The organism is Microbispora catharanthi, from assembly GCF_006334915.2.
Classification (GTDB): domain Bacteria; phylum Actinomycetota; class Actinomycetes; order Streptosporangiales; family Streptosporangiaceae; genus Microbispora; species Microbispora catharanthi.
This window is the reverse complement of the sequence record NZ_VDMA02000007.1, coordinates 26,145-41,181: the sequence shown is the minus strand read 5'-3', so window position 1 is coordinate 41,181 and position 15,037 is coordinate 26,145. Positions and strand designations below refer to the sequence as shown.

At 71.8% G+C, this 15,037-nt stretch carries 14 protein-coding genes; all 14 read left to right on the top strand.

The window, feature by feature from the left end; translation table 11 throughout:
* The first annotated feature begins 1 nt into the window (after position 1).
* Complete coding sequence (gene alaS / locus FH610_RS14805; RefSeq protein ID WP_139575012.1) at positions 2-2,674, top strand: alanine--tRNA ligase; 2,673 nt, start codon at positions 2-4, stop codon at positions 2,672-2,674.
* Between the two features lie 7 nt (positions 2,675-2,681).
* Positions 2,682-3,185: a Holliday junction resolvase RuvX gene (gene ruvX, locus FH610_RS14800; protein WP_139575011.1), complete on the top strand. Its 504-nt coding sequence runs from the start codon at positions 2,682-2,684 to the stop codon at positions 3,183-3,185.
* Complete coding sequence (mltG, locus tag FH610_RS14795) at positions 3,182-4,216, top strand: endolytic transglycosylase MltG (protein WP_139575010.1); 1,035 nt, start codon at positions 3,182-3,184, stop codon at positions 4,214-4,216. Before ruvX ends, mltG (FH610_RS14795) begins: the two co-directional genes overlap by 4 nt.
* 198 nt (positions 4,217-4,414) lie before the next feature.
* Positions 4,415-5,569: an endolytic transglycosylase MltG gene (gene mltG / locus FH610_RS14790; protein WP_139575009.1), complete on the top strand. Its 1,155-nt coding sequence runs from the start codon at positions 4,415-4,417 to the stop codon at positions 5,567-5,569.
* Entirely contained in the window at positions 5,566-6,405 is an 840-nt protein-coding gene (locus FH610_RS14785) for a shikimate dehydrogenase (RefSeq protein ID WP_139575008.1), read from the top strand. Before mltG (FH610_RS14790) ends, FH610_RS14785 begins: the two co-directional genes overlap by 4 nt.
* 8 nt (positions 6,406-6,413) lie before the next feature.
* The gene (locus tag FH610_RS42860) at positions 6,414-6,590 is read left to right on the top strand and encodes a hypothetical protein (RefSeq protein ID WP_161628005.1); all 177 of its coding nucleotides are present in this window, start codon (positions 6,414-6,416) and stop codon (positions 6,588-6,590) included.
* Between the two features lie 134 nt (positions 6,591-6,724).
* Positions 6,725-7,399: a translation initiation factor IF-3 gene (infC, locus tag FH610_RS14780; protein ID WP_276607675.1), complete on the top strand. Its 675-nt coding sequence runs from the start codon at positions 6,725-6,727 to the stop codon at positions 7,397-7,399.
* A 141-nt stretch (positions 7,400-7,540) separates the two neighbouring features.
* Complete coding sequence (rpmI, locus tag FH610_RS14775; RefSeq protein WP_030504936.1) at positions 7,541-7,735, top strand: 50S ribosomal protein L35; 195 nt, start codon at positions 7,541-7,543, stop codon at positions 7,733-7,735.
* Between the two features lie 22 nt (positions 7,736-7,757).
* Positions 7,758-8,138 (top strand): 50S ribosomal protein L20, encoded by a 381-nt coding sequence (gene rplT, locus FH610_RS14770; protein ID WP_139575007.1) that lies wholly within the window; start codon positions 7,758-7,760, stop codon positions 8,136-8,138.
* A 71-nt stretch (positions 8,139-8,209) separates the two neighbouring features.
* Positions 8,210-9,043, top strand: coding sequence for a TrmH family RNA methyltransferase (locus FH610_RS14765; protein WP_139575006.1), 834 nt, complete (start codon positions 8,210-8,212; stop codon positions 9,041-9,043).
* Between the two features lie 96 nt (positions 9,044-9,139).
* Positions 9,140-10,234 carry a sensor histidine kinase gene (locus tag FH610_RS14760; protein WP_139575005.1) on the top strand — a complete coding sequence of 365 codons (1,095 nt, stop codon included), beginning with the start codon at positions 9,140-9,142 and terminating at the stop codon, positions 10,232-10,234.
* A gap of 270 nt (positions 10,235-10,504) precedes the next feature.
* On the top strand, positions 10,505-11,605 hold the full coding sequence (pheS, locus tag FH610_RS14755; protein WP_139575004.1) for a phenylalanine--tRNA ligase subunit alpha: 1,101 nt from the start codon (positions 10,505-10,507) through the stop codon (positions 11,603-11,605).
* Positions 11,605-14,175 (top strand): phenylalanine--tRNA ligase subunit beta, encoded by a 2,571-nt coding sequence (locus FH610_RS14750; protein ID WP_139575003.1) that lies wholly within the window; start codon positions 11,605-11,607, stop codon positions 14,173-14,175. The genes pheS and FH610_RS14750 overlap by 1 nt, the downstream gene beginning before the upstream one ends.
* Before the next feature lie 195 nt (positions 14,176-14,370).
* Entirely contained in the window at positions 14,371-15,033 is a 663-nt protein-coding gene (locus FH610_RS14745) for a response regulator transcription factor (protein ID WP_240809002.1), read from the top strand.
* The last annotated feature ends 4 nt before the right edge of the window (positions 15,034-15,037 follow it).

Below are 15,037 nucleotides of genomic sequence, written 5' to 3'. Positions count from 1 at the left end.
AATGGAGTCGGCAGAGATCGCGCGCCGCTTCCTGCGCTTCTTCGAGGAGCGCGGGCACACAGTCGTGCCCTCGGCCAGCCTGGTCGCCGAGGACCCGACACTGCTCCTCGTGAACGCGGGGATGGTCCCGTTCAAGCCCTTCTTCCTGGCGCAGCAGACGCCGCCGTACCGGCGGGCGACGAGCGCGCAGAAGGTCATGCGCACCCTCGACATCGACGAGGTCGGCAAGACCACCCGGCACGCCAGCTTCTTCCAGATGCTCGGCAACTTCTCCTTCGGCGACTACTTCAAGGAGCAGGCGATCCCGTTCGCCTGGGAGCTGCTGACCCGGTCCGAGTCCGAGGGCGGCTTCGGCTTCCCCGAGGACCGCCTGTGGGCGACCGTCTACCTGGACGACGACGAGGCCCAGAACATCTGGCACCGCAAGGTGGGCCTGCCGCTCGACCGCATCCAGCGCCGCGACCTCGCCGACAACTACTGGCACATGGGCGTGCCCGGGCCCGGCGGGCCGTGCTCGGAGATCTACTACGACCGCGGCCCCGAGTACGGCCGCGAGGGCGGGCCGATCGCCGACGAGAACCGCTTCCTCGAGGTGTGGAACCTCGTCTTCATGCAGTTCCAGCTCAGCAAGGTCCGCAGCAAGATCGACTTCGACGTGGCGGGCGAGCTGCCGGCCAAGAACATCGACACCGGCATGGGCCTGGAGCGCATGGCGGCGATCCTGCAGGGCGTCGACAACATCTACGAGATCGACACGACGTACAAGATCCTCGACACGGCGGCCGAGCTCACCCGGTCGCGCTACGGGCGCGACAAGCGCGCCGACGTGTCGCTGCGGGTGGTCGCCGACCACATGCGGGCGGGCGTCATGCTCGTCGGCGACGGCGTGCTGCCGTCCAACGAGGGCCGCGGCTACGTGCTGCGCCGCATGCTGCGCCGCGCGATCCGCAACCTCCGCCTGCTCGGCGCGGGCGAGGAGCGGCACATGCACGCGCTCACCGCCGTCACCATCGACGTGATGGGCGAGCAGTACCCCGAGCTCAAGGCCGACGCCGCCAACATCCACACGGTCATCGACGCCGAGGAGGCGTCGTTCCTCGGCACGCTCCGCACCGGTACGGCGATCTTCGACGTCGCGGTGGAGGAGAGCAAGCGCAAGGGCGCCGCGACGCTCAGCGGCGACCAGGCGTTCCAGCTCCACGACACCTACGGCTTCCCGATCGACCTCACCCTGGAGATGGCGGCCGAGCAGGGCCTCCAGGTTGACGAGGAGGGCTTCCGCCGGCTCATGAAGGAGCAGCGGGACCGGGCCAAGGCCGACGCCGCGGCGAAGAAGACCGGCAACGCCGACATCTCGGTGTTCACCGGCATCCTGGAGAAGTCCGGGAAGGTCGACTTCCTCGGCTACGACCACACCACCGCCGAGGCGAACGTCATCGGCCTGCTCGTCGACGGCGCGTCCGTCCCCGCGGCGGGCGCGGGGACCACGCTGGAGGTCGTGCTCGACCGCACCCCGTTCTACGCGGAGGGCGGCGGTCAGCTCTCCGACCAGGGCCTGATCCGCACCGGCGGCGCGGAGATCGAGATCGTGGACGTCCAGTCGCCGGTGGCCGGCCTGGTCGTGCACCGCGGCAAGGTGCGCACCGGCGAGGTGCGGGTCGGCGACCAGGCGCAGGCCGACATCGACCTGGAGCGGCGCCGCGCGATCTCCCGCAGCCACACCGCGACCCACCTGGTCCACCGCGGGTTCCGCAACGCCCTCGGCGAGTCGGCGGCCCAGGCGGGCTCGGAGAACTCCCCGGGCCGCTTCCGCTTCGACTTCACCGCGGCCGGGGCCGTCTCCCCGTCGATGCTGCGCGACGTCGAGGACGAGGTGAACGCCGTCCTGATCAACGACCTCAAGGTCAACGCGTTCTACACCAGCCAGGCGCAGGCCCGTGCGATGGGCGCGCTCGCGCTGTTCGGCGAGAAGTACGGCGACGAGGTCCGGGTGGTCGAGGTCGGCGACTACTCCCGCGAGCTGTGCGGCGGCACGCACGTGGCCAGCTCCGGCCAGCTCGGCCTGGTGAAGGTGCTGGGCGAGTCGTCCATCGGCGCGGGCGTGCGCCGTGTGGAGGCGCTCGTCGGCCTCGACGCGTTCCGGTTCCTGGCCCGCGAGAGCGTGCTGGTCGCCCAGCTCAGCGAGCAGCTCAAGACCCGCCGCGAGGAGCTGCCCGAGCGCATCGAGGGCATCGTCACCCGGCTGCGCGCAGCGGAGAAGGAGCTGGAGAAGGTCCGCTCGGCCCAGGTGCTCGCGGTGGCCGGCGAACTCGCCGCGCAGGCCCGCGACGTGCAGGGCGTCTCCGTGGTGACGCACCGCGCGCCTGATGGCACCTCCGCCGACGACCTGCGTAAACTCGCCCTCGATGTGCGCGGCAGGTTCCCTGGCGACCGCGCCGCGGTCGTCGTCGTCTCCGGCGTCCCCTCCGACCGGCCGGTCGTCGTCGCCGCGGTCAACGAGGCGGGACGCGAGCGCGGCCTGAAGGCGGGCCGGCTCGTCGGCGTCGCCGCCAAGGCACTCGGGGGTGGCGGTGGCGGCAAGGACGACGTGGCCCAGGGCGGCGGCACGCGGCCCGAGGCGATCGGCGACGCGCTTCGCGCGGTTGAGGAGGCCATCTCCTCCGCGGTGGCGTGAGCGGCCGATGAGGCACGGCGTCAGGATCGGGGTCGACGTCGGCTCCGTCCGCATCGGCGTGGCCCGCAGCGACCCGTCGGGTCTGCTGGCCACGCCGGTGGAGACCGTACGGCGCGGCCGCGGCGACCTGGCGAGGATCACGGAGATCGCGACCGAGCACGAGGCGATCGAGATCGTGGTCGGGCTGCCCACGTCGCTGTCGGGCAGGGAGAGCCACGCCGCCGGGGCCGCGCGCGAGTTCGCCGCGCGACTGGCCGCCCGGGTGGCTCCGGTCCCGATCCGGCTGGTGGACGAACGGCTCACCACGGTCAGCGCCCAGCAGGGCCTGCGTTCCAGCGGCGTGAAGGCCCGCAACCAGCGTGACGTGATCGACCAGGCGGCGGCCGTCGTGCTGCTGCAGGCCGCGCTCGACGGCGAGCGGGCCACCGGCAATCCCCCCGGCAGACCTCTCGAACCACCGCGGCCCGGCACCGGGCCAGGTGAGGAAGCGAGCGGCGGGACCGCACGGTGAAGCGGACCGCGGCCGCCGTGGCCGGGGGTCTCGCCCTGGTCGCGGTGGCGGTGGCGTACGGCGTGCACCAGGTGGTCGGGCAGTCCGACAAGGCCCCCGACTACTCCGGCGGCGGCTCGGGCACGGTCACGGTCGAGATCACGCCGGGGGCGAGCGCCGCCGAGATCGGCGAGACGCTGGAGCAGGCCGGCGTGGTGGCCAGCGCCCAGTCGTTCGTCGAGCAGGTGATCACGCGCTCCAAGGAGAGCGGCCTGCACCCGGGCCGTTACACCCTGCGGCGTCGCATGGGCGCCGCCAGCGCCCTCGATCTGCTGCTCTCGCCCGCGAGCAGGGTCGTGCGCACGGTCACCGTGCCCGAGGGGCTGCGCACGAGCGAGGTGCTGCGCACGCTCGCGGACCGGACCGGCATCCCCCTGAAGGACTTCGCCGAAGCCGTCGCCGAGCCCCGGCGCCTGCGCCTGCCCGTGTACGCCGAGGGGGCGGCCGAGGGCTTCCTGTTCCCCGCGACGTACGAGATCGAGCCGGGGATGACCGCCGTCGATCTGCTCAGGAAGATGACGGCCCGGTTCCGCGTCGCCGCCGCGAAGGTGAAGCTGGAGGAGCTGGCTCCGCGCGTGCGGCTCACGCCCAAACAGGCGGTGACGGTCGCCAGCATCGTGCAGGCCGAGGGCGGCGTCCCGGCCGACTACCCCAAGATCGCCAGAGTGGTGTACAACCGTCTCGCGCGCGGCGCGAAGCTGGAGATGGACAGCACGGTCAACTACGCGCTCAACCGCCACACCCTCAAGGTCAGCACCCAGGACACGCGGGTCGACTCGCCGTACAACACCTACGCGCGCCCCGGGCTGCCGCCCGGCCCCATCGGCAACCCGGGAGAGAGCGCGCTCGCGGCCGCCCTCCACCCCGCCGAGGGCGCGTGGTACTGGTTCGTGACCACAGATCCTCGGCGTAAAATCACCAAATTCACTGACAAAGAGGCTGAGTTCAGGAAATATCGGGAGGAGCTGAACAGGTATCTCGGGACGAACTGATCGTTCCCCGGGGCATCCGCGCGGCGCCGCCCGCGGGGTTCCGGAGCGCGCCCGGTGCGTCCGCACGGCCCCGCCGCCCCCGGGCGGGGCTCCATATATCGGGAACGCCCCCCGCGGAACCCCCTGTCCCGAACCCCCTCGGTTTGGCACACTCGCTTGACGGGAGGCCTCTCGTACCGAGAGATTGGCCAGCGCACTATGAATGATCTGGACATGGACTTCCTGCTCGGCGCCGAGGACGACGACGGTTCTCCCCGGCGCCGGCCCCCTGGCAGCCGGACCCAGCAGCGGCGCAGCCGCAGACGCCGCAAGAAACAGCGGCGCAAGGGCAGGGTCGCCACGCTGTTCGCCGTCGTGATCATCGTCGGGGTCCTCGGCGGCCTCGGCTACTTCGGGTTCACCTGGGCGCGCGGCGTGATGATCCCCAAGGACTTCACCGGGGAGGGGCGCGGGGAGGTCGTCGTCGAGATCGAGGAGGGCGCGAGCGCCACCGACGTCGCCCAGATGCTGGAGGACCAGGGCGTCGTGGCCAGCGCCCGGGCGTTCATCAACGCCATCGGCGCAGCGGGCAAGAGTTCCTCGCTCCAACCGGGTCAGTACGAGATGCGCAAGGGCATGTCCGCCGAGTCCGCCCTGGCCCTGCTCGACCCCAAGAACCGGGTGCTCAACCGGCTGACGATCCGCGAGGGACTGCGGCTCAGCAAGATCTACGAGGAGCTGTCGACCGCCACCGGCAAGCCGGTCGAGGACTTCAAGAAGGCCGCCCGCACCGACATCGGGCTTCCCTCGTACGCCAAGGGCCGTCTGGAGGGCTTCGCGTTCCCTGCCACGTACGAGATCAGCAGCAAGCTCACCCCGCAGCAGATCCTCACCAAGATGGTCGACCGGTTCAACCAGACCGCGGATCGGGTCGACCTGGAGGCACAGGCGAAGCAACTCGGCTTCAGCGCCAGGCAGATCATCATCATCGCCAGCATCGTGCAGGCGGAGTCCGGCAGCGCCGAGGACATGCCGAAGGTCGCCAGGGTCGTCTACAACCGGCTGACCTCCAACCCGCAGATGAAGCTGGGCATGGACAGCACGGTCATGTACGGCCTGAACAAGTACGGCATCGCGGCCTCGCACGCCGACCTGGAGAGCACCTCGCGGTACAACACCTACAAGTACTTCGGCCTGCCGCCCGGCCCGATCGCCAACCCCGGCGACCACGCGATCGAGGCCGCGCTGCACCCGGCGGACGGCAACTGGCTGTACTTCGTGACGGTCGACCCGAAGCGGGGCATCACCAAGTTCACCGACAAGGAGACGGAGTTCTGGAAGCTCCGCGACGAGTTCAACAGGAACAACAAATGACCGTGACCGGCCGCCGGGCCGCCGTGCTGGGCTCCCCGATCGCGCACTCGCTGTCCCCGGTGCTGCACCGGGCGGCGTACGCGGCGATGGGCCTGGCGGACTGGCGCTACGACGCGATCGAGTGCGGCGAGGGCGGGCTGGCCGACCTGGTCGGCGGGCTCGGCCCGGAATGGGCGGGGCTGTCGCTCACGATGCCGCTCAAGCGCGCCGTGCTGCCGTTGCTCGACACCGTCTCCGAGCTCGCCGTGGCGGTCGGCGGCGCCAACACGGTGGTGTTCCGCGACGGCGCGCGCCACGGCGAGAACACCGACGTGTACGGCATCGTCCAGGCGCTCGCGGAGGCGGGCGTCCCCGCGCCCGCCTCGGCGGTGATCCTCGGCGGCGGCGCCACCGCGGCCTCGGCCGTCGCCGCCCTGCGGGAGACGGGCCTCGCGGAGGTCACGCTGGTCGTGCGCGACCCGGCCCGCGCGGGAGAGACCCTGAGGGTCGCCGAGCGCCTCGGCGCCACGGTGACCGTGCGTTCCTTCGGCGACTTCGACCCCGCGGCCGACCTGGTCGTCTCCACGCTGCCGTCCGGCGCGGCCGACGCGCTGGCCGAGCGGGTCGCGACCAGCCTGCCGGAGAAGGCGGCCCTGTTCGACGTGGTCTACGCGCCCTGGCCGACGGCGCTGGCCGCGGCCGTACGCGCGCGGGGGCGCACCGTGATCGGCGGCTTCCCGATGCTGCTGCACCAGGCGGTGCGGCAGGCCGAGCTGATGACCGGCCGCGCGGACGTGCCGGTGGAGGCGATGCGCGCCGCCGGCGAGGCCGAGATCGCCCGGCGCGCGGCCACCTGAGCGGCACCGTGACGGCCCCCGTGGTGGCCCCCGTGGTGGCCCCCGTGGTGGCCCCCGTGGTGGCCCCCGTGGTGGCCCCCGTGGTGGCCCCCGTGGTGGCCCCCGTGGTGGCCCCCGTGGTGGCCCCCGTGGTGGCCCCCGTGGTGGCCTTGGAATACGTCGGTGGGCCTTCGGGTTTGTGGTAACGTAGGAACTCGATCGGTCCGGCATGAGCTGGACGCGCAAGCGGAGGTCCTCCTCCCACCTGCTTCGCCGAAAGGCGGACGGGTCCAGGATCACACCGGAGTTTTCGGCAGGAGAGCTCAGTGACCCCGCATGCGTGACGTGCGGGGTTTTGTTTTTTGCTCCGCGCGGTCGAGACAAGCGGAAGTCTTTTGGAGGTCCCATCAGCACCGAGCCCCGCATCAACGACCGTATTCGCGTGCCCGAGGTGCGCCTCGTCGGCCCGAACGGCGAACAGGTCGGCATCGTCTCCATCGGCGACGCACTGAAGCTGGCGCAGGAGAGCGATCTCGACCTGGTGGAGGTTGCGGCCACGGCCCGCCCGCCCGTCTGCAAGCTCATGGACTACGGCAAGTTCAAGTACGAGTCGGCCATGAAGGCGCGCGAGGCCCGCCGCAACCAGGCGCACACGATCATCAAGGAGATCAAGCTCCGGCCGAAGATCGACCCGCACGACTACGAGACCAAGAAGGGTCACGTCGTGCGCTTCCTGAAGGCGGGAGACAAGGTCAAGGTCACGATCATGTTCCGGGGTCGCGAGCAGTCCCGGCCGGAACTGGGCTTCCGGCTCCTGCAGCGCCTCGCCGAGGACGTGACCGACCTGGGGTTCGTCGAGTCGCAGCCGAAGCAGGACGGTCGCAACATGATCATGGTGATCGGGCCGCACAAGAAGAAGGCCGAGGCGAAGGCCGAGAAGGCCGCCGCAAAGGCCCGCGGCACCGACCAGCAGGAGGCGGAGCCCGCCGAGGAGCAGGCCGCGCAGCCGCAGTGACGCCCGCCTGAACCACCAGGCGGGGCGCCGAAGACGTACACGGAAACCGAGACCGGGGCGGTCTCGCGGAGTAAGGCAGGCCGCCGGCCCGGGTTACCGGCCTGGGCCGTCGGCACGGACGAAAGAGGAGAGACGGCTGAGATGCCGAAGATGAAGACGCACAGCGGTGCGAAGAAGCGGTTCCGGCTCACCGGATCCGGCAAGGTTGTCCGCCGCCGCGCCAACCGGCAGCACCTGTTCGAGCACAAGCCGTCCACTCGCACGCGCCGTCTCGAGGGTGTCGTCGTCATGTCCGACGCCGACACCAAGAAGATCAAGAAGCTGCTCGCGAAGTAACGACCCGGGGAGATAGAACAACATGGCACGCGTGAAGCGGGCGCTCAACGCCAAGAAGAAGCGCCGGGTCGTCCTCGAGCGGGCGAGCGGTTACCGCGGGCAGCGGTCGCGGCTCTACCGCAAGGCCAAGGAGCAGATGCTCCACTCGATGACCTATGCGTACCGGGACCGCAAGGACAAGAAGGGCACGTTCCGCCGGCTGTGGATCCAGCGGATCAACGCCGCCGCCCGCGCGAACGGCATCACCTACAACCGGTTCATCCAGGGCCTGCGCCTGGCCGGCATCGAGGTGGACCGCAAGATCCTCGCGGACCTCGCGGTGAACGACACGCAGACCTTCGCCACGCTGGTCGAGTCCGCCAGGAAGGCGCTCCCGTCCGACGTGAACGCGCCGGTCGCCTGACACCTGCGCAAAGACGAGGGCTCGCCGCCTGCGGCGGGCCCTCATTCACGTCGAGGGGGAACAAGCGGGGCATGGCGGAGCTCACCAACATCAAGTCGCCGCGCGTCAAGGCGGCCCGCAGGCTGACCAAGCGGGCTTTCCGGGACCGCGACCGGGCGTTCCTGGCGGAGGGGCCGCAGGCGGTCCGCGAGGCCCTCGCGCTCAAGGACGTCACGGTCGAACTGTTCACGACGGTCGAGGCGGAGACGCGGCACGCCGACATCGTGGCCGCCGCCCTCGCGGCGGGCGTCCCGGTGCACCGCGCGAGCGGCGAGGTCATGTCGGAGCTGACCCAGACGGTCACCCCGCAGGGCCTGCTGGCCGTGTGCAGGTTCGTGCACGTCCCGCTGGCCGAGGCGGTGCCGCGGGGGGCCCGGCTGGTGGCGATCCTCGCCCACGTGCGCGATCCCGGCAACGCGGGCACGGTCCTGCGTACGGCCGACGCCGCGGGCGCCGACTCTGTGGTGTTCACCGACGCGTCGGTGGACCCGTACAACGGCAAGTGCGTGCGGGCCAGCGCGGGCAGCCTGTTCCACCTGCCGGTCGTGACCGGCACTCCCGTGGCGGACGCCGTACGGCACGCGCGGGAGGCGGGGCTGCGCGTGCTCGCGGCCGACGGCGCGGGCACCCGGACGCTCGACGAGGTCGCCATGGACGTGCCCACCGCCTGGCTGTTCGGCAACGAGGCGTGGGGCCTGCCGCCCGAGCTCCTCGCGCTGGCCGACGAGGTGGTGCGCGTCCCGATCTACGGGCGGGCGGAAAGCCTCAATCTCGCCACCGCTGCCGCGGTCTGCCTGTACGCCTCCGCGCGCGCTCAGCGGCAGACCTTACATTCCGTGGAAGATCCCACTACCCCCGCGCTCTGAGGCTGCTGCCGAGCCCGGGAAACCCGCTATTGTCGGCGAAGGAGTCGCGCAGGACGCGGCGGCGCGCGCAGTTCCGGAGCTCGAGGAGGCGGTCTCGTGCGAGGTGACGACACCCCCGGCGGCGCCCTTGAGGGGGACGCCGGAGGGCGGGTGCGCATCGACGTCGACGACCTTCCCGACGGCCTCGTCGCCACCGACGCCGACGGCGTGATCCTGATGGTCAACCGGGCCGCCGAGCGGCTGACCGGGGTGACCCGCGAGGCGGCGGTGGGCAGGCTCATCGGCGACGTGCTGCCGATGCGCGACCAGGACGGCCGTGACTGGTGGAAGTGGCTCGACCCGCAGGGCGGGCTGTCCATCCGCAGCCGCCAGCCGGAACGGCCGCTGCACCTGCCCGGCCGCCAGGAGATGCTCGTCGCCGCGCGCTTCGTCCGCACGCCGCCGCGCGGCGGACGCGTGGAGCGCGTCGTGATCACGCTGCGCGACGCCTCGGCGCGCGCCCGGATCGAGCGCAGCCGTGCCGACCTGGTCTCGACCGTGGCCCATGAGCTGCGCTCGCCGCTGACCAGCGTCAAGGGGTTCACCGCGACGCTGCTGGCCAAGTGGGAGCGCTTCACCGACGCCCAGAAGCGCGTCATGCTGGAGACGGTCAACGCCGACGCCGACCGGGTGACGCGGCTGATCACCGAGCTGCTCGACGTCTCGCGCATCGAGTCGGGCAGGGTGGAGATCCACCGCCAGATCGTGGACGTGCCGGCCCGGGCCCGTAAGATCATCGCGGGCCGGGTGGCGGCGGGGGAGCCGGAGGACCGCTTCCGGCTGGAGGTCCTCGGCGAGCTGCCGGAGATGTGGCTCGACCAGGACAAGATTGACCAGATTCTCGCGAATCTGGTGGAAAACGCGGTGCGCCACGGACGCGGTACGGTGACCATAGTGGTGGAGCCGGTCGAATGGGGTGTGGCGGTGTCGGTGCGGGACCAGGGTGAGGGCGTGGCGCCCGAGCTGGTCGGCCGCGTCTTCCGCCAGTTCTGGCGGGGAAACGGCCGCCGCCGCGGGGGGACCGGCCTCGGGCTGTTCATCGTCAAGGGCCTCGTCGAGGCCCACGGCGGCACCATCAGCGTGCAGCGCGCGCCCGGCGGCGGCGCGGAGTTCCGATTTACCTTGCCCACCGGCACCCCTGACTTCGCCTGAGCCTTTTCCACAGGCCGATCGCGCGAAGGACGGCCCGGTGGGCTGATCGGACGGGTGCCCTGACCGGCAAGATTTGCCCGGACGGAGCGGTGTCCAGAGTGGTGTATCGCAAGGCGGAGGAGGAGTCGATAACAGCGTTATCGGCGACGACGACAACGCCGCGAGGTGCCGCTCTGGGCGACGCGACGAGGCAAAGATTGACGGGATGGGCACTAAACTGACCACGCTGAGCGCAGGGCGCTCGCAAGCCCCTGGATACGGAGCTCTCTCTTGTCGAACACCTATGACCCGGTCGAGGTGACGCCGCTGCACGCCGACGAGGTCGCGCGGGCGCAGGCCGACGCTCTCGCCGCCATCGCCGCGGCGCGCGACCTCGACGATCTGAAGCAGGCCAGGCTGACGCACGTGGGCGACCGCTCGCCCATCGCGCTGGCGAACCGTGAGATCGGCGCGCTGCCGCCCGCCGCGCGCGCCGAGGCGGGCAAGCGGATCGGCGCCGCCCGCAAGGCGATCGGCGAGGCGCTCGCCACGCGCCAGGCCGAGCTGGAGGCCGAGCGGGACGCGCGGGTCCTCATCGAGGAGACGGTCGATGTCACGCTGCCCTGGGACCGCGCGCCGCGCGGCGCCCGACACCCGCTGACCACCTTGCAGGAGCGCATCGCCGACGCGTTCGTGGCGATGGGTTACGAGGTGGCGGAGGGGCCCGAGCTCGAAGGCGAGTGGTTCAACTTCGACGCGCTGAACATCGCCCCCGACCACCCGGCCAGGTCGGACCACGACACGTTCTTCGTGGAAAGCGTCGACTCCGGGAAGGTGCTGCGCACCCAGACCTCGCCGGTGCAGATCAGGGCCCTGCTGTCGCGCCCGCTGCCGGTGTACGTGGTCTCGCCGGGCAAGACCTTCCGCACCGACGAGCTGGACGCCACGCACACGCCGGTCTTCCACCAGGTCGAGGGCCTGGCGGTCGACAAGGGGCTGACGATGGCCCACCTGAAGGGCACGCTCGACCGGTTCGCCGAGGTGATGTTCGGCGCGGGGATCACCACCCGCTTCCGGCCGCACTACTTCCCGTTCACCGAGCCGTCGGCCGAGCTCGACCTGCGCTGCTTCGTCTGCCGCGGCTCCTCGGCGGTGCCGGGCAACCCGCCCTGCCGCACCTGCAAGTCGGAGGGCTGGATCGAGTGGGGCGGCTGCGGCATGGTCAACCCGCGCGTGCTGCTCGCCTGCGGCGTCGACCCCGCCGTCTACTCGGGATTCGCCTTCGGCATGGGCGTGGAGCGGACGCTGATGTTCCGCCACAACGCCGAGGACATGCGTGACATGGTCGAGGGCGACATCCGGTTCACCCTGCCGTTCGGAATGGAGGTCTGATGAAGGTCCCGCTTTCATGGCTGCGGGAGTACGTCGATCTCCCCCCGGTCACCGCCCAGGAGGTGGCCGACCGGCTCACCGCCGCAGGCCTCAAGCTGGAGGCCATCCACTCGCACGGCCACGAGATCAAGAACGTCGTGGTCGGCCGGGTCCTCGAGTTCGAGGAGCTGGCCGGGTTCAAGAAGCCCATCCGGCACTGCAAGGTCGAGGTGGGGGAGGCGACGCCGCGCGAGATCGTGTGCGGCGCGACGAACTTCTCCGAGGGCGCCGTGGTCCCGGTCGCGCTGCCCGGCGCGGTGCTTCCCGGCGGTTTCGAGATCGGCTCCCGCAAGACCTACGGGCGCCTCTCCGACGGCATGATCTGCTCGGAGGCCGAGCTCGGCATCGCCGAGTCCTCCCCGGGCATTCTGCTGCTGCCGCAGGACACCCCGATCGGCGCCGACGTGGTCGAGCTGCTCGGCCTGCGTGACGACGTGCTCGAACTGGAGGTCGCGACCGACCGCGGATACGCCCTGTCGATCCGCGGCGTCGCGCGTGAGGCGGCCATCGCGTTCGGCGTGCCGTTCCGCGACCCGGCCGCGAGCGAGGCGGAGTCCGGGGGCGGGGAGTCCTGGCCCGCGGCGATCGCCGACCCCACCGCCTGCGACCGGTTCGTGCTGCGCTCGGTCACCGGCTTCGACCCGGCCGCCGAGTCTCCGCTGTGGATGCGGGTGCGGCTGGCCCGCGCCGGCATGCGCTCGGTCTCGCTGGCCGTCGACATCACCAACTACGTGATGCTGGAGCTCGGCCAGCCCCTGCACGCATTCGACCGGTCGCGCCTGTCCGGCCCGATCGTCGTACGGCGGGCCCGGCCGGGGGAGACGCTGGAGACGCTCGACCACGTGGTGCGCACGCTCCACGACGAGGACATCCTCATCACCGACGACTCGGGCCCGATCTCGATGGCCGGCACGATGGGCGGCCTGCACACGGAGATCTCCGAGACCTCGACCGACATCGTCATCGAGGCGGCGCACTTCTCCGCCACCGGCATCGCCCGCGAGTCGCGGCGGCACAACCTCGTGAGCGAGGCGTCCAAGCGGTTCGAGCGCGGGGTCGACCGCGAGCTGCCCCTGGCCGCGTCGTGGCGTGCCGTCCAGCTCCTGGTCGAGTTGGGCGGGGCCGTCGCCGGTCCCGGAGTGACCCACGCCCAGGTGGAGGTCTCGCCGGTGCGGATCACCATCCCGGCCGACCACCCCAGCAGGGTGGCGGGCGTGACGTACGAGCGGGAGAGCGTGATCCGCAGGCTGGAGCAGATCGGCTGCGTGGTGACGGAGGGCGCCGCCCCCGCCGCGACGGCCGGGCACGGCGTCGCGGCCACCGGCGTGCTCGCCTCCGGCGACCTCGCCGACCGGCTGGCCGTCCACGGCGACGACCTGATCACGGTCACGCCGCCGACGTGGCGCCCCGACCTGACCGACCCGAACGACCTCGCGGAGGAGGTCATCCGGCTTGAGGGGTACGACCTCATCCCGTCGGTGCTGCCGCCCGCTCCGGCCGGGGGCGGGCTGACCGAGGCGCAGCGGCTGCGCCGCCGGGTGGGCGGCGCCCTGGCCCACGCGGGATACGTGGAGGTGCTCGCCTACCCGTTCATGGGGCCGCGCGACCTCGACAATCTGCTGCTGCCCGAGCAAGACCCACGCAGGCGGGCGACCCGGCTGGTCAACCCGCTCAGCGAGGACGAGCCGTACATGCGGACCACGCTGCTGCCGGGCCTGCTGAAGATCCTGGTGCGCAACGTGGGCCGCGGCTTCGCCGACGTGGCGCTGTTCGAGTCCGGGCTGGTCTACCGGCCCGAGCCGCAGGCCCCGGCGACGGCTCCGGTCCTCCCGGTCGACCGCAGGCCCACGGAGGAGGAGCTGGCGGCGATCGAGACGGCGCTGCCGAGGCAGCCGCTCCGGGTGGCCGTGGTGCTGGCGGGTGAGTTCGAGCGCTCCGGCTGGTGGGGCGAGGGCCGGCAGGCGTCCTGGGCGGACGCCATCGAGGCGGCCCGCACGGTCGCGCGGGCGGCGGGCGTGGAGCTCGGCGTCCGGGCCGATCAGCACGAGCCGTGGCATCCCGGGCGGTGCGCCGCGCTGACCGTCACCGACGCGGAGACCGGCGAGCCGGTGCTGGTCGGTCACGCCGGCGAGCTGCACCCCCGGGTCGTCGAGGCCTACGGGCTGCCGCCGCGCACCTGCGCGATGGAGCTGGAGCTGTCGCTGCTCAGCCCCGACGGGCCGGCGCAGACGCCCGCCGTGTCCGCCTACCCGGTGGCCACGCAGGACGTCGCGCTGACCGTCGCCGCCTCCACCCCGGTCGCCGAGGTCGAGGCCGCCCTCCGGGCCGGGGCGGGCGAGCTGCTGGAGTCGATCCGGCTGTTCGACGTCTACACCGGCCCGCAGGTGGGCGAGGGCAACAAGTCCCTGGCGTACACGCTGCGATTCCGGGCGCCCGACCGCACGCTCACGGTCGAGGAGACCACGGCGGCGCGCGACGCCGCCGTCGCCCTCGCCGCCGAGCGCACCGGAGCCCAGCTCCGCGGCGCCTGAGCATGATCGCCTGAGCGGGTGCCGGCACGGTGTGAATCGACACGGTGCCGGCACCCGCCGCTGTATGCGCCCAGGTCTACTGGTATGACGAGTCGCGAACAGACGGCCGGTTGCGCCCGGGGGAGTTCTCCCGCGCTTCGCGGCCACAGCACCGAGCAGCGCCGGCCGTCGGCCGGGTCCGATAATGGCGTCGTGATGGACAGGCGGCTGCGCGTGGTACTGGCCGAGGATTCCGTCGTGCTCCGTGACGGGATGGCCGAGTTGCTCGGCGTCCGGGGATGCGAGGTGGTGGCCACCGCCGGGACGGCGCCCGAGTTGCTCGCCGCGGTGGTCGAGCACCGGCCCAGCGTGGCCGTGGTGGACATCCGGATGCCGCCGACGCAAACCGACGAGGGCATCCGTGCGGCCGTGGAGATCCGTGCGCGGATGCCCGAGGTCGGCATCCTGGTGTTCTCCCAGCACGTCGAGATCGCCGCGGCCTCCCGGCTGCTGGCGGACGGCGCGGCGGGCATCGGGTATCTGCTGAAGGAACGCGTCGCCCGCACCTCCGAGTTCGTGGACGCGCTGCACCGGGTCGCCGACGGGGGCACGGCGCTCGATCCGGAGGTGGTCACCCGGTTGGTGCGCGGTGGAGGGCGCAGCCGGGTGGACACTTTGACGCCACGCGAGCGCGAGGTGCTGGAGCTGATGGCGCAGGGCCACTCCAACCGTTCCATCGCCACGCTGCTGGTCGTGTCGGAGCGGGCGGTGGAGAAGCACGTCGCCGCGGTCTTCACCAAGTTCGGCCTGCCGGCGACAGACGCCGACAACCGGCGGGTGAAGGCCGTCCTCACCTACCTGGCGGAGAGCGGAAGCTGATCTC